Raw genomic sequence first — 19,618 nt, 5'->3', positions numbered from 1 at the left:
TTTACATGATTCCCAACCATACAGTCAAACGTCATGCTTTTTTCCGGACAGAAACAAGCTACTTTTATAGTTAGTAAATGTGACATGGATTGTTTGGGACCATCTTTTTTTAACATAATAAAAAAAATCTTGTCAACTTTCATGTATTCTGATTATAATGACAATAAGAATTTCACGAAATGTAAAGAAACTTAACATTCGAGGGAGTGGTCTTCATGAGAAAAAAGTGGTTAGTTGTATTATTGGCCATGCTGACAGTATTAGCTTTTCCGGTAGGTGCGTTTGCTGCTGACGGTCCGACAAATATTCAACTTCAAGCTGGGCTAAACACGGCCTTTACGTTCTTGGCATTTATACTTGTATTTTTTATGCAAGCGGGATTTGCATTGCTGGAGGCAGGCTCGACACGAATGAAGAATGCGGGCCATGTCGCTGGTAAAACGATTCTCACCACGGGTGTTGCGGCTTTGTCCTTCTGGGCACTTGGATTTGGATTCGGCTTTGGTAATGATGGCGGCAACGGATTTATGGGACTGACGGGTTTCTTCATGAGTGGTACGGATGCTGCAGTATCGTTTGATGCTCTTTCAGGTCTGGATGTTCCGATTACAATTATGTTTTTGTTCCACTTTGCTTTCGCTGCGGTATCACTTTCTATCGCATGCGGGGGGATGGCAGAGCGTGCAAAATTAAGTGTATACATTATCTTCGGTATTTTATTCTCCATCGTAATCTATCCGGTTGTAGCTCACTGGGTGTGGGGCGGCGGATGGCTTGGTAAGTTGGGAATGCAGGATTATGCCGGTTCGACGGTAGTCCATTTGACAGGCGCTACGGCGGCACTCGTCGCTACACTGCTGCTCAAACCGCGTCTGGGCAAGTTCAATAAAGATGGCAAGCCGAACATTATCCCTGGTCATAATCAGGTGTACTCTATCTTGGGTGTTATTATTCTCTGGTTTGGTTGGTTTGGATTTAACCCAGGTAGTGCTGTATCGGCTATGAACGACGGATTCTTTGGATATGTGGCCTTGACTACCAATATTGCTGCTGCGGCAGGTGGAGTTTTCGCTTTGCTCGTATCCTGGATGGTATACGGAAAAGCAGATATTCCTGCTATGCTAAACGGTGTGCTGGCGGCTTTGGTTGCCATTACTGGTTCTTGTGCCTTTGTAGCACCTTGGGCGGCACTGGTCATTGGTGCGGTTGCAGGGATCGTCACTTTCTTCACAGCGCAATGGTTTGAGCGTGCAAGAGTAGATGACCCGGTATATGCTTTCTCCGTGCATGGTGTTGCAGGGATGTGGGGCGCAGTGTCCACAGGGTTCTTCGCTACTCCTGAGCTTGTAAAAATAACAGGTGTAGGTCAAGCGGGTCTGTTCTATGGTGGTGGATTTACCCAATTAGGAGTACAGCTGCTTGGACTGATTGGCACCTTGGCTTTCGTGTTCGTCATTTCCTTCATTATTCTGGGTGCGATGAAAGCAATTATGGGTATTCGCGTTACGGAAGAGGAAGAAACGATGGGACTGGATATCAGTGAACACGGTACGTACGGCTATCCTGAGCAAATGAAGTTGGTTGCTGAGGCTGAAAAGCGTTCTGGAATTGTGAACTAATATGTAAAATATAAAGAACCAGTATGGATGAGCGGAGGAGATGGAAGTATGGAACTGCAAAATATGGCCCCTTGGGTGAGTTCCGCCGAAGCGATAGATCATGCAGATACACCTGAATCGCTAAGGCAGGCCAGGGTCGACTCTCAAAAATGGCTGCTGGCTTCCCAAGCCTCCGCTCCGTTATCAGACTGGTTACGAACGGCGAATGAAATGCATGACCGCATCGCGGCCAGAGCTGTACAAATGTGCGAAAAAGGGATGGTTGAGGATGGCTTCGGCCCTCCTCCCGTCCCTTACGCATTTATAGCCTTCGGAAGCATGGGGCGCTCGGAATCGACGCTGTGGAGTGACCAGGATAACGGTATGATTATCAGTGACACAATATCTGCTGACAAAGAATTGTATTTTAGAGAGTTTGGTCGCAGAGTGTCTGCGATGTTAGAGTATTTGGGATATCCCAAATGTGAAGGGAAAGTAATGTGCTCGGAGCCGTTGTGGCGTCAAACATTGTCTGGATGGCAAAAACAGCTAACGAAATGGTCGGATGATTTTGCTTGGGAGCCGATCCGTTATCTGATTATCTCGTCTGATATGAGGCATATCGCTGGAGATGAGCGACTATCTGCAAACTGGAAACGAAGTTTTTATGAGTTGTTCCGAAAACATCCTGATTTACCCTCGGCGGTACTTAGGAACACAGTGAGGCATAAAGCGACACTTAATATTTTAGGTCAGATCGTTACCGAGCGCTTCGGTGAGCATGCGGGCGATTTTGATGTGAAATACGGATTGTACATTCCACTGGTGAACGCAGTCCGTTTTTTGGCGTTGCAACATGGTGTAGAGGAAACCTCCACCTTCAAAAGGCTCAGTCGTCTCGCATCACTGGAAGCGGCACCGTTGCCTTTACTCGATGCTTGCGAGCGAGCCTTTCGGATTGCGCTTCAGCTACGAATGGCTACGCCAGTGAAGGAGAATGATGGATTGCTGGTCAGCAATGGCTACCTGGCTGTAAAGCCGCTGAAACAAGGTAAAGGCTGGCATGAGTTGCGCGAGGCGCTTTCCACGGTACGACGGCTGCATCGTGCGTTGCAAAGGCAGTTGCGATTTATGGAAGGGAGAAGGTCATGAAGGAACCAGTGCAGGGAAGTGGCTTCTGGAGCGCTCTCCGCAGAGGAGGAGTGCCGTCTGCGATCGCGTCTGTAATGGGGGCTCCTACGGCTCAGCAGATGGCGTTTATTCGCTCCTTAACCCGGGAGCAACGGCGCTCTGAAGTATTGCGGACCCCGCTGGATCGTTTGGAGACGGTAGTTTTTGATCTGGAGACAACGGGATTTTCAGCACAGCATGGTGATGAGATTTTATCGTTCGGGGCGATTCGGGTTGTCGGGGACATGATTATGGAAAAAGAGCAGTTTTATACGCTTGTTAATCCACGGACTGTGATTCCTGAGCACATTACCGAGCTAACTGGGATTACCCGGGAAATGACGGATCAAGCTCCACCACTTATGAATGGACTGCACGACTTTATGTCCTTTGTAGGTGGGCGAGTACTTGTAGCACATGCTAGCGCTCATGATAAGGCCTTTTTGAATGCTGCATTATGGAAAACATCTAAAGTCCAATTGACTCATCGTGTTCTGGATACGATGATGCTTGCCAAATGGCTCGAGCCACAGCAACATCAAACCTACAGTTTGGATGAATTGTTGGCCTACCAATCCATTCCGATTGAAGGGCGGCACCATGCGTTAGAGGATGCGAAAATGACGGCTAAGCTGTGGGTTGCTTATGTTCAGGAAATGTTGAAGCGTAATGTGACCAATTTGGCAGATGTCTACGCGCATTTAAGTCATGCCTGATTCAGTACAAGGCATAGCATAAAACAGCAAGTTCGCGATTTCGTGGGTTTGCTGTTTTTTTTTGCGTCCTGTTCAGATTTAGAAGGTTAGAGGTGGGAACAGTATGGGCATCCTATGGAGAAGGTAAGGGTTATTTAGACGAAAGACAGGTGATAAGACTGTGAAAAGATTTCTTTTCATCAGAGCGATGGTTATGCTGGTTGTGGTTGGGGCTTCGTGGGGAGTTATTGAAAACACAACTTATGCAGCAAACCTGTCCATGGAAAATGCACCATTAAAAGAGGAATACGGTAGAGAAAGACTTAAAGCTGAGAAAGAGGTAGAGGATGAAACAGATGCGGTAGAGGTAATGAAAAAGATAAAGCCTGGTCAACGGCTTCCTTCTATGATTTTAAAGGGGTTAAACGGCAAGACCTACGATGTAGGGGTCACGCGCAATAAAGCTTTGGTTATTAGCTTTTGGGCTTCGTGGTGCGATCCGTGCCGATTAGAAGCGCCTATGCTGAATGAGTTGTATAGTAAGTACAAAGATGATGTGGATGTGTATGGTATCAATGTAACTCGCTATGATCGATTGGAGGATGTACAGAAGTTTTCCCGCTCTTTGGATCTCAAATTTCCCATTTTACTTGATGAGCAAGGAGCATTGTTTGAACGATTTGGAGGAGTGGCTTTTCCAACTCATGTAATGGTTGATCATCATGGACAGGTCCGCGAAATCATAATCGGCATGCTCAGTGAGCAGGAGTTGGAACGCAAAATAAAAACTCTTCAAAAAAAGAAGGTGTCTTTGGGAGCCGAGTAGACCGCCAAAGGCACCTTATAGCTCATGCGAGCACCTGATTAGTGATTAACTAATCCATGATGAGTAAGCTCTGCCTGATCGTTTTTTGGAGTTGGTGCTTCCAACAATGCGTAACGGAAACTGTCCAAGAGAGCTTCCCAGCTGGCTTCAATTACATTTTCAGATACACCTACGTTACTCCAGACGTCCTCGTAATTTTTAGACTCAATGAGCACACGTACCTTGGCGGCGGTGGCATCCTTTTCGTCAAGCACACGTACCTTGTAGTCAGCCAAATGCATGTCCCGCAAGGCAGGGAAATACTGAGAAAGAGCCTTGCGGAGTGCGTTATCGAGCGCGTTGACAGGACCGTTGCCTTCAGCTGCGGTATAGACACTCGTCCCTGCGACATTCAGTTTCAAGAATGCCTCGGATACGACCGGGCGGCCGGCTGTTTTCTCTACCAGCACTTTAAAGGACTCAAAAGAGAACATTTCCTTCACTTCACCGCCTGCTTCACGAATGAGCAGTTCCAGCGAAGCATCCGCGCCTTCAAACTGGTATCCCTGATGCTCCAGTTCCTTGATGCGGCTAATTACGCCACGTGCCTCATCACTGGATGGGTCAAGGGTGATGCCCAGCTCTTGCGCTTTGGATACCACGTTGCTTTGCCCGGCCAGTTCGGAGACCAAAACCCGCTGCTTGTTCCCCACGAGTTCAGGAGCGATGTGCTCATAAGTTCGCGAGTCGCGTAGAATGGCTGACACGTGGATGCCCCCCTTATGGGCAAAAGCTGCATTGCCAACATAAGGCTGGTTCACAGGCATATTGACGTTGGCGACTTCGCTCACAAAGCGGGCTGTATTGTGGAGTTGATTTAACTTTTCAATATCTAGACAGTCGTAGCCCAGCTTGAGCTGCAAATTAGGAATGACGGAGCACAGGTTAGCGTTACCACACCGTTCACCGTAGCCGTTGATGGTACCCTGAACCTGCCTTGCGCCTGCTTGTACAGCACTTAGAGAGTTCGCTACTGCCAATTCGCAGTCATTGTGTGTATGAATACCCAACTGTGACCTCGTTATCTGGCTTTGCAGCATAGTGACAATTTCCTGAATCTCATGTGGTAGGGTACCGCCGTTTGTATCGCACATCACGAGCCAATCCGCGCCTGCTTCCTCAGCTTTTTTCATAACGGCCATTGCATACTCGGGATTGTTTTTATATCCGTCGAAAAAATGTTCGGCATCAAAAATAACCTCCATGCCCCCTTGCTTTAAAAAGGCGATGGAGTCGTAAATCATAGACAGATTTTCCTCTAGTGTCGTCTGTAAGGCGGTGTGTACATGAAAATCCCATGATTTACCCACAAGTGTAGCAGCCTGAGCGCCGGATTCCAGAATTCGTTGCAGATTGACATCCTGTGCTGCGATGCTATCTTTGCGGCGCGTGCTGCCGAAGGCGACAATCTTTGCCTGAAGGCCCAGCTCTTGTACCCGTTTGAAAAATTCGATATCCTTGCTGTTGCTTCCGGGAATCCCGCCTTCAATATAATGAACACCGAGATCATCGAGTTTTTTGGCGATTTTCAATTTGTCATCAGCAGACAAGCTAATTCCTTCTCCTTGAGTGCCGTCTCGCAGCGTTGTGTCAAAGATAGAAATAGCGGTGGACATGAGGGACTCCTCCTTTGCAGATTGCTCAGATTGGTGATGCTCTGCTTTTTTAAGCATATTAATTTAGTTGTTTAACGCTTAAAAACAGGAAAGCGTTAGTTTATCGTGTTCGTATGTTAGTCGATTATATCAACTTATGACTTCAATTGTAATATATAATTATCATTTTTAGCCGCAAAACCATTATTTTTATGTAAAATAGAAATAGCATTTAAAAGTGTCTCAAGTATAAAATCAAAACACATATTCCCGCGATGATGGGTGAATTTACAGTTAAAAGAAGGGTTGAGCATGAAAGATGTCAGTGCTTATTATCCGGCTGGTGGGCGAGTTATTCTGCATGTGGATATGAATGCATTTTATTGTTCCGTTCATGCAGCGGAGGAGCCGGAGAAATATAAGGGACTGCCTACCGCGGTGGCAGGCAGTAGTGAGCTGCGCAAAGGTGTAATTGTAACCTGCTCTTATGAAGCCCGACGATTGGGTATTTCAACAGGGATGGTCGTTCAGCAGGCTCGCCGGATCTGTCCACAGCTCATTGTAATACAGCCTGATTTTCACTTGTATCGTCGTTATTCCAAAGCATTTATGAGCATTGCATATTCGTATACGCCTATGCTGGAAGCGACTTCAATTGATGAGTGCTATCTGGATATTTCTGGATCCAAACAGTTTGGAACACCTATGGAAATTGCTGAGGAAATCCAGCGCAGAGTAGAAGACGAGCTGGGCCTGCCCTGTTCAATTGGAGTTGCTCCTAACAAGTTGCTGGCCAAAATGGCTTCTGATCTGAAAAAACCACGCGGGATATCTATTCTACGTTTGCGTGATGTACCCAATATTTTGTGGAACCTTCCTTGTGGTCAATTGTTTGGTGTGGGCCGCAAAACGGCAGATAAGCTTCTACAAATGAATATTCGTACCATTGGGCAGCTGGCTAAGGCCGATGAGCATATGCTGGTTGGCGTATTTGGTGTGACGGGTTCGTGGTTAAAATTGGCCGCTAACGGAATTAACCATTCACCTGTCAGCACTGAGCGGGAGCCAAACAAGTCCATTGGTCACACGACTACCCTGCCTATGGATGTGGTAAAGCTGGAAGAAGCCCAACGGGTACTTCTTAACATTAGTGATCAGGTAGCCCGGCGGCTTCGACGACACGGTATGCTGGCAGGAGGTATACAATTGACGATTCGGACGCCGGATATGAAGACCTTTACGCGTTCTCAAGTCAGGAGCACTCCTACGGAAAGTGCAGAGGACATATATAAGGAAGCTTGTGCGTTGTATCGTCGCCATTGGGGAGAAGATAAGCCTGTACGCTTACTGGGGATTACGTTACAGCAGCTCATTCCAAAGGAGGAAGCGGCCGTTCAAATGGATCTATTTGAATACCAGGATCAGCCTAAGAAAGAAAGCTTATTGAAGACGATGGATGCACTGCGCGATAAGTTTGGTGAAAATGCAATTTTGACCGCTGGGATGCTGGGAGATGATCCTTCGGTACTTCTGCGCAACTCCAAGCTGCGCGGAACTTCGCTGCAAAAAGACAATCTACCAACTCCGGAGTGAGCTTTTGGATAGATTATTGCAAGCATCAGAAGCTTACGTTATAAGCATTTTTTACACGAAGGATAAAGGAAAATAATTTGTAATAATATTGGGTTTGTATTAATATGTGAATAGAATGTAAAAGCTGGTTTGTTTGATTGTATAGGAGGAAGAGAAAAGTTATGGCTAAATACACTTGGGTAGAAAAAGATACATGCATTGCTTGCGGAGCCTGTGGCGCTACAGCACCTGACATTTATGATTATGATGATGAAGGTTTGGCTGAAGTGATCTTTGAAGGGGATGCAAACCAAGGCATCAAGGCAATCTCGGATGATTTGTTTGATGATATGCAGGATGCTTGTGACGGTTGCCCTACAGATTCCATTAAAGTAGCAGACGAGCCGTTCAATAAAGAAGGTTAAGCGTAGGCTTCTTTGATAGGCACAGCACCGACAGCTCCCTTCGCCGTATAACGGTGAAAGTAAGCTGTCGGTGCTGTTTTTTTAGATTATAGAATGGTTCAGCGGAGCTGAGCCATTCTATAATCTAAAAAAAACTTCTGCCAAACGCGGTCTGGCTTCCGTGAAAGTCCATCGATAGACGTTTTTTTTATGTGCTGTCCATCGAGTCTATTTTTACCGATATACATAATAGGAAGTATGCAAGATTACACGATCAGGAGGATCCGATGAACCATTCGCCTCATCTTAAATCGTATGTAAAAAAACACCCTGATAATAAAATGGCCTGGTATTTACTCGGCAAAGAGTATGAGAGCAGCGGTCAGGAGGGCAAAGCAAATTATTGCTTCAATCGCGCAGGAGAAGTGTTCGAAGCCTTCGAGCATAAACAGATTCCGGCAGACGTATGGATGGAATATCAGTATAAACTGGTTCAGATGTCCAAGGAGAAGGAGCGAAGGACGGCTCGAACACGCCACCTGTTAACTGCGTTAATGGTACTACTGCTCATATGGGTTCCTTCAGCCAATTCACCGAGACCCTCAAATGAAAATACATCTGTTCCATCCGGAACTGAGCAGGCAGCAATTGATAATATTGAAGTTACGAAAGTGGCCACTGCTGATCCGAAGGAGATGGCCCAGATCGGTGTGGTTGGTGGTGTGTTTACGGCTCAAGCTCGAAAAGGGAGTGGAGCTGGAACGGGGCTTACTGATATGTTGGCTAAGACTAGCCGATTGCCGTCCAAGACTACGATGTTGGGCATGGAGCAAGGGGGCTCGTGGCTGCTCTGGAGAGAGGGCATGAAGCCATTACTTAGTGTACAGAACAAAGGAAACGGCGGATTAGCTGTTCAGTCTTACGACGCCGCTGCGTGTGCTTGCAAGCCGTCAGACAGTGAAAATCTTCGCAAAGCAGGTCTGAAATGGGCTGCTGGACAGGAGGAATTAGCTGTGTTGAATAGCTCCATGCGTGCTTTTCGCTCACAGCATCAACGTCTTCCCCAGAGTCTTGATGAACTGACTCGAGACTTTCCCGCTAACACGATGTACGGTACGACAGACGGGATGAAGAAGGCTTTTACACCTATGCGTAATTTACTTGCTTCACCTGGACAGGGAACAGGGAAGGCAGTAGATTTAGACGCTGACTCGTCGGCCGAAAGCAGTCCATTACTGGCATCGTCATTGCACGGACGACCTTTTCTAGGGCAACCGCTGCGAATTGTGGTGGACAAATCTAAGCACAGGCTCGCCCTGGTAAGTGGCAATGTACTTATTCGAAATTATCCTATCGGTTTGGGTGGAGAAAGAACACCAGAAGGGAAATTTGTGATTACCGATAAAGTAGTAAATCCGAACGGAAAATCCAACGGTGAGTTTGGTAGTCGTGGGATGCAACTGTCTGCAACGAATTATGCCATTCATGGCACGAACGAGCCGGACAGCATTGGCAAAAATGAGTCGTTGGGTTGCGTCCGAATGGGTAAAGAGGATGTGGAGGAATTGTTTGCACTTGTACCTTCGGGTACGGAGGTGGTCATTGGTAACGGGGGATTGCCTGATCAAGTGCTGGTGCCTGGTTCTCGATTTACAAGTGAGCCGCAGCATGACCAGACAAATCCCCGCAAAACCTATCACTGGCTAAATTAACGTTTTGATGCTATTGCTACTTGGTGTTTAACGATTTCCTGCTTGTGCTAAAACAATGACCAGAATAATCACAATGATGAGGAGAACAAAGCTGACGGCGGTCCATACAATCGCTTTCTTGTTCACCTCATCCTTTTTCTTTTGCAGACTGGGCGGCTTGCGCTTGGTCTTCATATCAGCAATCCCTCTTTTCTAACGGGCTAAGGTCTTGTCTTACTATGTCCATTGTAAATGGTTTGATTATACATTTTCAATGACATCTCCATGACAACTGAATTGTTCTGATACTACACCTCGCAAATTACTTTCTTTTTGGTATGGAAAAAGCTAAACTATTTTGTAGAGATGTTTTTTTAGGATTGTGCAAGGGCATAGAACGGAGTGGATGAATCGTGTTGTATCGAAGGATTGCGAAACCTGTTTTTTTTAAAATGAGTCCAGAGACGGCCCATCATGTAGTCATTGACGGCTTAAAACATGCGGGTTCACTCCCTGGTGGAGCAGCGACACTGCGAGGGATGTACGGAGTCAAGGAAACGGAGGATCTTGCCGTTGATCTGTTTGGCATTCATTTTCCCAACCCGATTGGACTGGCTGCAGGACTGGATAAAAATGCAGAAGCGGTTACTGGTTTTTCTTCTATCGGGTTTGGATTTATGGAAGTGGGAACGGTGACACCTGTGGGACAGCCCGGCAATGATCGACCTCGTTTGTTCCGACTGCCTCCCGATGAGGCGTTAGTCAATCGGATGGGCTTTAACAATCTGGGTGCTGAGAGCATGGCCAAACGTCTGGCTGCACTCAAACATCGACCTGTTCCGGTCGCAGTTAATATCGGTAAAAATAAAATCACGCCCAATGAGGATGCTCATAAGGACTATGAAAAGTGTATTTCCGCACTGTATCCGTATGCGGACTTCTTTGTAGTGAATATTAGCTCGCCGAATACGCCGGATTTACGAAAGCTCCAGCATGGTCATGAACTGAAGTCGCTATTGGAAGCGGTTCGGGCAGAGATGGGAGTCCAGGCGAAAAAGTACGGCAATGCCAAGTCTGTACTAGTTAAAATTGCGCCGGATGTATCGGATGAGGAATTGGAATATATGACAGATGCGATTGCTGCCAGTGGAGTAGACGGCATTATTGCGACCAATACAACGATATCCAGAGCTGGTCTGACGCACCGAAATGCGAGTGAAACAGGAGGGCTGAGTGGTAAGCCGCTGCGTGACCGTTCCACAGAGGTCATCGGACGGGTGTACCGCCAGACGGAAGGTAAGCTGCCTATTATCGGATCAGGCGGCATCTTCACGAGTCGTGATGCCTATGACAAAATTAAAGCAGGCGCAAGCCTGATTGAAATTTATACAGCATTGATCTACGAAGGGCCGGAAGTAAATAGGGCTATACATGCTGGCCTGCGTGAGCTGCTTCGAAAGGACGGCTTTAGACACATTAACGAGGCTGTTGGTGCAGATCACAGATAAAAAAGTGTTGTCGGAAGAGACAGGAGGTACGGGGATGGACGGAAGAGACTGGGGAACATTTTTACTGCCATACGATCAGGCGGTGGAAGAGCTTAAGGTCAAGTTCAAAACAATGCGTGCGGAGCTGAAAAAGCGCGAGGAATACGCTCCTATCGAATTCGTAACCGGACGGGTTAAAAAAATATCAAGCATCCTCGATAAGGCGAAGAGATTACAAGTTCCTTCTGATCAGCTGGAGACGGGAATCGAGGATATTGCAGGCATTCGCATTATGTGTCAATTTGTAGAGGATATTCGGCGGGTGGCCGAATACATCAGAAGACGTAAGGATTTGACCGTACTGTATGAAAAGGACTATATCACCAATTATAAAGACAGCGGCTATCGCAGCTTTCATATGATTGTGGAGTATCCGGTTCAGACAGCAGTGGGGTTGAAAATCGTGCTGGCAGAGATTCAAATCCGTACGTTGGCTATGAATTTTTGGGCAACTATTGAGCATTCTCTTAGCTATAAGTATCGTGAAAGCTTGCCTGATAATATGCGCACACGGTTGAAAAAGGCAGCTGAGGCAGCCTTTGTATTGGATAATGAGATGTCTTCCATGCGTCTTGAAATATTGGAAGCGCAGAAAAAGTTCGAGGATGAAGCCAATATCGTATCCAAAGTGCTAACAGGTATGCATCGGCTGTATTTCTACCATAAGATCAGTGAAACGATTGATGCGCAGCGCAGATTTAATGAACTGTGGGAACGGCACGACATGGAAGGAATCAAGCTGCTTCACGATGAGGTTAAAGAGATGCTAGAAGCCTCTACCAAGGAAGAAGACAGGGATGAATATTAAATGGCAAACCTTTCCTACGAACCGCTGTACGTGACTTATTTGGTATACTTCAATCGGGATCGGGATTACTTTGAATGTCATGAGGTACTGGAAGAGCTGTGGCTTAAGCTGGACCGTGACCCTGTATATAAAGGTTTGCTGCAAGTTGCTGTAGGACTGTATCATTTTCGGAATGGTAACTATCGTGGTGGACATATGATGCTGGATAGTGCGGTCCACCGGCTGGAATATGCTCCTTCGCAGGCGCTGGGCATTAATATGGCGAAACTGGTGGACGAGGCGCGCGTTTGCGCCCGTCAGCTTGCTGAAGCTGTTATGACCTGCACGGAAGAGCTTCAGCACCAACCGCCGGTTTATCGGGATTTGACGATTGAAATCGTCGAGCCCGGGTTGCGCCGTGCCGTGGAGAAGGCATCGTCGTCCATTCCAGTCAACATCCCGCAGCAGAGAGGTCCTCGGCGTGGGGAAAAGCATGAGCAGCGTCAGCAGGCGCTGGAAGCTTCAATTAGGCGAAGACAGGCCGCTGGCGGATCGGGCTTTGTCTCGGTGGAAACGAAGGATGCGCCTTGAGTTTGAAGCACATGCACATGGTAAGCAAGCAGCCCGATCCGTTTCATGGGGATCGGGCTGCTTTATCGTTTCAGGTGTGTGAACGTTTGACTAGGAGGTTACGTTCTTTTTATATTTCTCAAAGAAGGCTTTGAAATCGTCGAGTGTGTACCCATTGTCCGAAGGACTTTCCTTCAACCCGCCTACCATACGTTCCTTTTCCACGCCTTTTTCGTAATAAATGAGCGTAGGGGTATACTCAATCTTATACTTGTCCCAGCCATCCTCATACTCACGCAGGTTAAATTCGTGCATCGTGATGTTCTCCTGCTTGCTCAAAGGCAAGAGCTTGGGAGTAGTGGCGCGGCAATGCACACAGTCGGACGCGAAATGATAGACGAAAAAGTTTTCCTTTTTATCAATTTTGCTCTGTAGATCTTCCGGCTTAATAATTTGCTGATAGTTCGGGTCATTCAGCAACTCTTGAGTAGCAGGATTTAACGAGGCTGTGGAAACGCCATACAGCTTGTTCTTAGTGCCTGAATTTAAAGCGAGTAGCACTCCAAGCAAAATGACCAGCACAACAAAAAAGCCGATGACAGGTATAAGCTTTTTTTTGTTGGATTTTTGTGCGTTCAATGCAATCTCTCCTATCAAAATTCAAAATATGTAGCTATGAATCTCATTATTATACAACATTACAGCTTGTAGTGAAAGTTTGTAAATCACACCGATATTGCAGGATAACAGGTTGAATATGGTACAATAAAATTTATTTTAAAAGGACAGGATGATTACGATTATGGGTGTACAGCTCCCCACAGCATTTGTAAAGCGCATGGAGCAATTGCTCGGCGACGAATTTGAAGCATTTATGACCGCCTATGACCACACGCCCCATGCCGGGATTCGCGTCAATACGTTAAAAATTCCGATGGAGGACTTTAAGGAACGTTCTCCGTTCGAACTGCGGCCGATTCCGTGGTGTGCCACGGGTTTCTACATTCCGCACGGTACAAAGCCGGGGTTACATCCTTACTACCATGCGGGGCTGTACTATGTACAGGAACCGAGTGCAATGTCTCCAGTTGAGCTACTCAATGTAGCTCAGGACGAAGCTGTATTGGACTTGTGCGCTGCACCGGGCGGGAAATCGACCCAAATAGCTGCCAAACTACAAGGAAGCGGCGTATTGGTGACAAATGATATTAGCGCGGACCGAACCAAAGCGTTGGCTAAAAATGTGGAATTGTACGGTGTGCGTAATGCCGTGGTACTGAATGAAAGCCCGGATCGAATCGCCGCTGCCTTTCCACATTTTTTTGACAAGATACTAATTGACGCACCTTGCTCGGGAGAAGGTATGTTCCGCAAGGATGAGGATATGGCAAAACAATGGGAGACGCATTCGGTGGATAAATGTGTAGTCATGCAACGGGACATTTTGCGTGTAGCGGCCTCAATGCTGAGCGCAGGAGGGAGAATTGTCTATTCGACCTGCACCTTTGCGCCAGAAGAAAACGAAGGAATGATCGCAGAATTTCTGGGAGCTCATCCCGATTTTGACGTAGTCCCTGTTCCATCGGAAGCAGGCTTTGCACCAGGTCATCCGGAATGGATGAGTGAAGAGGTCGCGGCAGCACACCCCGAACTGCGGGGAACAGCACGCCTTTGGCCGCATCTCGTAGAGGGAGAAGGCCATTTTATCGCTGTGTTGCAACATCAGGGTGGCAATGCTGCTGCGATGGAAGATCACACTGAATCCGGGGATTTGACTCAACGTGAGGACAAGAATGACAGGGCATTGAACATAGATGCAGTGTATCCACGGAAGAAGCAGTTTTTGTCCGTCAAGGAAGCGTTGACGCCAAGCGGTCAAGGAAGACATGCGACTGGTGAGCCTAAACGAAGTGGTAAAGGAATGGATGGGAAGTCCGGTAAAGGAAAGTCCGCGCGCGGCTTGGGTGGCAATAAGTCCCGTTCTGGCAAAGAAAATGTAAAATCCGCTGCACGCTCCCCACAGGATGTGCTGGAGTCCTATCACCAATTTGTGAAGGAGCAGCTGGAGGTGTGCTTAACAGGCTATACGGTGGTTTACGGAGATCGCATTTATCAGTCGCCACTGGCATCACATCGTTTGGACGGCCTGAAGGTGGTGCGACCAGGCTGGTTTATGGGTACCGACAAGAATGGTCGCTTTGTGCCTTCACATCCGCTGGCGGTGGCATTACGCCCTTCAGAGGCGGTTAGAAGCATCAATCTCTCCAGTTCAGATGCTGAGGCCATCCGGTATTTAAAAGGTGAGACCTTGTCCATCCCCGTTGAGAGAATGGCACTGCGGAACGAAGTCCAGCCCAAAGGCTATACTCTCGTGTGCATTGATGGTTATTCGGCTGGGTGGGGCAAATGGCAGGACGGCATGCTCAAAAATGAATACCCTACAGGCTGGAGGTGGACATCGGTATGAGTGGAAAAGGAAGACAAACGCAACGTTTGGACAAAGTTTTAACCCATATGGGATATGGCTCCCGTAGTGATATCAAGAGACAGGTGAAGCAAGGGATGATCACGGTAAACGGGAGAACCACCAAGGATAGCGGCTTACAGGTTCATCCCTACCAGGATCAGATTGAAGTGAACGGGGAACTTGTTGTTTTTCGGGAGTATATTTACATCATGCTGCACAAGCCACCGGGCGTCATATCTGCAACTGAAGATACGAGGGAGCGGACGGTGTTGGATTTGCTGAGTGCGGAAGAACGACATTTTGAGCCCTTTCCAGTAGGACGCTTAGATAAAGATACAGAAGGACTATTGTTGTTGACCAACGACGGTAAGCTAGCGCACGAACTACTTTCTCCACGGCGGCATGTCCCTAAAACGTATGAGGCTACCGTGTCGGGTCATGTCACGGAGGAGGATATTCATCAATTTACAGCAGGAGTGGAACTGGATGATGGGTATGTTACCCTTCCCGCGCAGTTGACCATTCTTCGTCACGAACATCCGTACCAGGCAGATGGAGAAGTCATTTCCTATATTTCGCTTGTAATCCATGAGGGTAAGTTTCATCAAGTGAAGCGTATGTTCGAGGCGGTTGGTAAAAAGGTGACCTATTTGAAAAGAACGGCCATGGGGCCATTGAAGCTGGATGAACAGCTTCCACTGGGCAGCTATCGAGAGCTGACTAGTGAAGAACTGGCATGGATCGGCCGGGATATAGCATCTGCGACGTCAGAAGTATGATAGGCAGATTAAATATAAATGACGCACAGGTTCTTATGAGATTCCTGTGCGTCATTTTATGATATAGGCAACCAGACAGAGAATTATTCAAACTCAACGTTCAACACTGAATTGCAGGTTACGAATTATTGTGCGCGTGCTGCCCGACTCTTTTTCACTTCGGCTGCTTTATAAGCTGTAACCTTGTTTTTACCTGTCGTTTTGGATATGTACATTGCTTGATCGGCCTGCTTGACCAGTTCATCCGGGTTCATTTCTTTCTTCACTGTACTGTATCCGACACTGATCGTGACAATGCTTTCTTCCGCGACCCGCTCGCGGATACGTTCTGCGACATGTCCAACCTTGGCACGTCGATCCACAACCATTGCGACCAGTTCCTCGCCACCGTATCGTCCGGTCAGTCCGATTTCATCCAGTTCATCCTCCATAATCTGTGCGACCTGTTTGAGTACTTCATCCGCACGAGCATGGCCCTGCGTATCATTCAGCTTTTTGAAATTGTCAATATCGCAAAAAATGACCGACACGCGGATTCCTTGATCCATATATCGCCGTAGTCGTCCCGAAAAATATTTGCGGTTATACAGCCCTGTCAGACCATCGGTGATGGAAGAACGGTAAATCCTTTGGAGCAGCTCCACAATCCGTTCAAACAGGATGATGAACAACGTAGTATAGTACAGCAATGGTAAAAATGACATATATAGGACTGCGTTTGACCTGCCTGCTTCTTCAGGGATGTCATTTCGCAGCCACAAATAGCCGAGCCAGAGCAAATACATGAATAAGCCCGCTACATACTTCTTTGGCTGTCCGATTCGTGGGGTTATGAACACAAGGCTCAGTATAAGTACCAGTACTCGATAAAACAGAGTGAATCCAACTAGTTTCGCTGTGCTGATCCAAGCGGGTAACAAACCTGCAGTCCAGGCAATAACCGGCAAAATCAATAACGCACCCAGCAGCATCAAGGTCCATGTCTGCACACGTTTCAGCTTCCGGTAGAGTTGAAATACGGCGGCATTGATGAGCACGAAGGCAGACGCCTCCAGCGCATTTTTCCACACGATTCCTTGAAGTTGCATCTTGCCTCCGCCTGCTGAATAGAGATTCATGGCTTCATATGTCATAATAATAATAGCGGCAACCGAAAAAAGGATATAGGCTCTTTTTCGTTGTCTGCTATATATGATCACGCACATCAGTGCCATCATGAGTATAATATACAAACCGCAGGCTGCACTTACGGCCCCGGCCAGAGATGGGAAACCCAAGGTTCCCGATAAGGACAACAACGTCAACATCACCGACTCCATTTGCAAAAGTAGTCAATCTATTGAACGGATGATACCGTTCCGATACAATAGACAGGATTTATCCCATTTAAAATGTTATAATTTTCTTTTGTGACTAACATTTATTCTCAATATATCATCTTTCAGAAAATCCGGAAACCTATACATACAATCTGTGATCCGGGCAGTTTAATGCTTGAAAGGGGAAGCACGTCATGAAATTGCTACAGGCTCTCTTTTTCCCACCCGAGCAACCGGGAGGCGTTTCATCCATGATTCCATATCTGCAAGAGCGATTTACATCCCCCCGTTGGGAAATGGAGCTATTTTCAATCCCTAAACGGATTCGCAACAAGGGTAGGGACGAAGTAACTTTTGATACCTTTGACTGGACGAGATATGAACAATATCCAATCGTCCAAAAATATATTCAGACGTACCGTGACTATTTGTGGTGGACACGGCTTCGTATTCAGAAGCCCTATGACCTCATTCATGCCCATCATCCTATTGCCGGAATCGCCATGAAAACTGTTTTTCCTGACATTCCGCTCGTACAGACGATTCACTCTTCCTATGAGAAGGAGTTAATTCTAAACGGGAAAATAGAGGAGAACGGGCCTGAACACCAATTCTTGGTGTCACTGTATGGGGAAATGGAGCAGAAGGCGGATCGCTTGATAGCGGTATCTCATTCTTTTCAGCATTACTTAACTCCTTACGTTCAGAATCCGCAAGACATTGCAGTCATTCCGAACGGATATGATGAGAAGCGCTTCAAGCCCATTCCACACGAAAATGAAGTGACACAGCTCATAACCGTTTGCCGCCTTGTTCCGGCGAAAGGACTGGATATTTTATTGCGGGCCTGTGCTGAACTTAAAAAAAGAAATCTGGAATTTGTGCTTCATATTATTGGAGACGGTCCGGTTCGCCCTGAGCTGGAAGAGATGGCACGACAGCTCGATATATACCATGAGACGATTTTTTATGGATATACCCTTCATCCAGAAGAGTTTATGCCTTTCTTTGATGTATTTGTTTTGCCTTCTCGGGCGGAGGCCTTTGGTTCGGTATTTGCGGAAGCAGCGTTGAGTTGTCTGGCATTGGTAGGTACAGAAGTGGGAGGAATACCGGAGCAGATTGAGGATGGGGTAAATGGCCTGCTCGTGCCACCCGACAATCCGAGGGCACTGGCAGACGCTTTAGAGAAGGTCATTGCTGACCCTGCCTATCGTTATGAGCTGGCTAGATCTGCCTGTGATAAGGCTAAATCAAGCTATTCTTTAAGTCGAGCGGTTAACGAGTTGAAGAAAATGTATTTGAAATTTCCACATTAACCATGACGAGTATCACCTGGTTTGGAATCGGAATGCCGAAAGCTGGAGCGAGGACGTGAGGAACGGAAAGGTCTCCCGCGTCCTGCTATGATCAGTTTACTAACCCACATCAGACTGAGCATTCCGAAAATAGGATAAAGGACAGATAACAGTGAACTGAAGCCGAACTGACTGATTAAAAAACAGGTGAGCATAATGAATAGTGTGATGAGCTTGGGCGAAATTTGGACATGCTGACGAATTTGCAGACTGACTCCATAAATGTCGGCTACAAAGGTACTGAAGATTTCCATGAAAATGAGTAGAATGTATATGATTTCGACAAAGGCACCCAGACGGTAAGCAATGCTTCCCATAGGGATTTCAAATTGCTGAATACCCGGCATATGTGCTGACATGGCAAAGTGCGCAGCCATCAGCATAAATCCGACACCAATTCCTCCCAAAACTCCGCCCCAGCGGATGGTTCTTCGGGAAAAGGTTTGGCTGCCAAGTGGTACAAGCACGGCTTGGGCCATAGTCAGGTTGAAGGACGTGTACAGCAGTGGAGAGAGCAAGGTTCGAAATGTACTGTGATCTGTCGTATTCGTAATAAAACTCTGAGGATTAGGCATGGAGAGCGTGCTGTGAACGAGCAGAAGAGACATGATGATCATCAAAGGGACAACCACGGTGTTCATGTGCAAGATGGCTTTAATGCCTTTACTTAGCAGCAAATAAGTTCCAATCAGTGTAATAAGCAGTCCGGTTTGGTAATGCAGGTGAAGGTGCTCTACAAAAACAGAGCCAGCTCCTGCCAGCATGACGCTGTTTACGCCAATCAGCACGATGAGTGTGAACCAGCTAATCCATTTCCCGGCATTGGCGCCAAAAAGATGTTTGTTCAGGTCCTCGTAGGATTTGGCTGAAATATCATGAGCGATCAGCATCATTTTCGTACCCAACCATACAAATATGATTGTGGATAGCATAATAGTGAGTGTAGCCCAACGACCGTACTGCGTAAAAAATTGCAGAATTTCTTGTCCGGTAGCAAATCCGGCACCGACGATTGTACCGATGTATGTAAAAGCAATCTGGAAAACATGAATATTACGTTTCATCCCCAGTCCCTCCTTGCCTGCTTGAATAACGCTGCAGCGAGCATATAATACAAACTATGTTCAACTGAAATAGGACATGACTGGATGAGACTGAAAATAATTAAAGTGAATTTAATGAATAGCTTGACGGGAGCGTA

18 protein-coding genes are annotated in these 19,618 nt (G+C 46.9%); 13 read left to right on the top strand and 5 right to left on the bottom strand.

What is annotated here, in order from left to right:
• Positions 1–215: 215 nt before the first annotated feature.
• The 4 genes from MKX30_RS12570 to MKX30_RS12555 all read left to right on the top strand — a co-directional run bounded on the left by MKX30_RS12570 (position 216) and on the right by MKX30_RS12555 (position 4,289).
• Entirely contained in the window at positions 216–1,619 is a 1,404-nt protein-coding gene (locus tag MKX30_RS12570) for an ammonium transporter (protein WP_023988025.1), read from the top strand.
• Between the two features lie 48 nt (positions 1,620–1,667).
• Positions 1,668–2,750 (top strand): DUF294 nucleotidyltransferase-like domain-containing protein, encoded by a 1,083-nt coding sequence (locus tag MKX30_RS12565; protein ID WP_023988026.1) that lies wholly within the window; start codon positions 1,668–1,670, stop codon positions 2,748–2,750.
• Entirely contained in the window at positions 2,747–3,484 is a 738-nt protein-coding gene (locus tag MKX30_RS12560) for an exonuclease domain-containing protein (RefSeq protein ID WP_069079859.1), read from the top strand. Before MKX30_RS12565 ends, MKX30_RS12560 begins: the two co-directional genes overlap by 4 nt.
• A 160-nt stretch (positions 3,485–3,644) precedes the next feature.
• Complete coding sequence (locus MKX30_RS12555) at positions 3,645–4,289, top strand: TlpA family protein disulfide reductase (protein WP_341062868.1); 645 nt, start codon at positions 3,645–3,647, stop codon at positions 4,287–4,289.
• A 38-nt stretch (positions 4,290–4,327) separates the two neighbouring features.
• On the opposite strand, the gene cimA is transcribed toward MKX30_RS12555, so the two are convergent.
• Positions 4,328–5,944 carry a citramalate synthase gene (gene cimA, locus MKX30_RS12550; RefSeq protein ID WP_013309728.1) on the bottom strand — a complete coding sequence of 539 codons (1,617 nt, stop codon included), beginning with the start codon at positions 5,942–5,944 and terminating at the stop codon, positions 4,328–4,330.
• 291 nt (positions 5,945–6,235) lie between these two features.
• On the opposite strand from cimA, the gene MKX30_RS12545 reads away from it, so the two are divergent.
• The 3 genes from MKX30_RS12545 to MKX30_RS12535 all read left to right on the top strand — a co-directional run bounded on the left by MKX30_RS12545 (position 6,236) and on the right by MKX30_RS12535 (position 9,611).
• Positions 6,236–7,516: a DNA polymerase IV gene (locus MKX30_RS12545; RefSeq protein WP_023988030.1), complete on the top strand. Its 1,281-nt coding sequence runs from the start codon at positions 6,236–6,238 to the stop codon at positions 7,514–7,516.
• 161 nt (positions 7,517–7,677) lie between these two features.
• Entirely contained in the window at positions 7,678–7,920 is a 243-nt protein-coding gene (locus tag MKX30_RS12540) for a ferredoxin (RefSeq protein ID WP_023988031.1), read from the top strand.
• A 266-nt stretch (positions 7,921–8,186) separates the two neighbouring features.
• Complete coding sequence (locus MKX30_RS12535) at positions 8,187–9,611, top strand: L,D-transpeptidase (protein WP_341062867.1); 1,425 nt, start codon at positions 8,187–8,189, stop codon at positions 9,609–9,611.
• 27 nt (positions 9,612–9,638) lie between these two features.
• On the opposite strand, the gene MKX30_RS12530 is transcribed toward MKX30_RS12535, so the two are convergent.
• A complete protein-coding gene (locus tag MKX30_RS12530) occupies positions 9,639–9,785 on the bottom strand; it encodes a hypothetical protein (protein ID WP_023988033.1) in 147 nt (48 codons plus the stop codon).
• A gap of 218 nt (positions 9,786–10,003) precedes the next feature.
• Here MKX30_RS12530 and MKX30_RS12525 point away from each other — a divergent pair, with 218 nt between their 5' ends.
• The 3 genes from MKX30_RS12525 to MKX30_RS12515 are packed head-to-tail and all read left to right on the top strand — an operon-like array spanning position 10,004 to position 12,515.
• Positions 10,004–11,098 carry a quinone-dependent dihydroorotate dehydrogenase gene (locus MKX30_RS12525; RefSeq protein WP_025720086.1) on the top strand — a complete coding sequence of 365 codons (1,095 nt, stop codon included), beginning with the start codon at positions 10,004–10,006 and terminating at the stop codon, positions 11,096–11,098.
• A 34-nt stretch (positions 11,099–11,132) separates the two neighbouring features.
• Positions 11,133–11,945, top strand: a complete 813-nt coding sequence (locus MKX30_RS12520; protein WP_023988035.1) for a GTP pyrophosphokinase — start codon at positions 11,133–11,135, stop codon at positions 11,943–11,945.
• Positions 11,946–12,515: a DUF309 domain-containing protein gene (locus MKX30_RS12515; protein ID WP_023988036.1), complete on the top strand. Its 570-nt coding sequence runs from the start codon at positions 11,946–11,948 to the stop codon at positions 12,513–12,515. It abuts the gene before it with no gap.
• A 90-nt stretch (positions 12,516–12,605) separates the two neighbouring features.
• Here MKX30_RS12515 and MKX30_RS12510 read toward each other — a convergent pair whose 3' ends face one another.
• On the bottom strand, positions 12,606–13,133 hold the full coding sequence (locus MKX30_RS12510) for a thioredoxin family protein (RefSeq protein ID WP_013309735.1): 528 nt from the start codon (positions 13,131–13,133) through the stop codon (positions 12,606–12,608).
• Between the two features lie 163 nt (positions 13,134–13,296).
• Between MKX30_RS12510 and MKX30_RS12505 the strand changes: the two genes are divergently transcribed.
• Positions 13,297–14,961 carry an RsmB/NOP family class I SAM-dependent RNA methyltransferase gene (locus MKX30_RS12505; protein ID WP_254348001.1) on the top strand — a complete coding sequence of 555 codons (1,665 nt, stop codon included), beginning with the start codon at positions 13,297–13,299 and terminating at the stop codon, positions 14,959–14,961.
• Entirely contained in the window at positions 14,958–15,740 is a 783-nt protein-coding gene (locus MKX30_RS12500; RefSeq protein ID WP_023988038.1) for a pseudouridine synthase, read from the top strand. Before MKX30_RS12505 ends, MKX30_RS12500 begins: the two co-directional genes overlap by 4 nt.
• Positions 15,741–15,865: 125 nt before the next feature.
• Here MKX30_RS12500 and MKX30_RS12495 read toward each other — a convergent pair whose 3' ends face one another.
• Positions 15,866–17,047, bottom strand: a complete 1,182-nt coding sequence (locus MKX30_RS12495) for a GGDEF domain-containing protein (RefSeq protein ID WP_053325169.1) — start codon at positions 17,045–17,047, stop codon at positions 15,866–15,868.
• Positions 17,048–17,253: 206 nt separating this feature from the next.
• Here MKX30_RS12495 and MKX30_RS12490 point away from each other — a divergent pair, with 206 nt between their 5' ends.
• On the top strand, positions 17,254–18,378 hold the full coding sequence (locus tag MKX30_RS12490) for a glycosyltransferase family 4 protein (protein WP_023988040.1): 1,125 nt from the start codon (positions 17,254–17,256) through the stop codon (positions 18,376–18,378).
• Here MKX30_RS12490 and MKX30_RS12485 read toward each other — a convergent pair.
• Entirely contained in the window at positions 18,375–19,481 is a 1,107-nt protein-coding gene (locus MKX30_RS12485) for a YkvI family membrane protein (protein ID WP_023988041.1), read from the bottom strand. The genes MKX30_RS12490 and MKX30_RS12485 overlap by 4 nt on opposite strands.
• Positions 19,482–19,618: the final 137 nt, after the last annotated feature.

The organism is Paenibacillus sp. FSL P2-0173 (assembly GCF_038008045.1).
GTDB classification, from domain to species: Bacteria; Bacillota; Bacilli; order Paenibacillales; family Paenibacillaceae; genus Paenibacillus; species Paenibacillus polymyxa_B.
The sequence above is the reverse complement of the archived record's forward strand: the minus strand, read 5'-3'. Positions and strand labels throughout refer to the sequence as shown.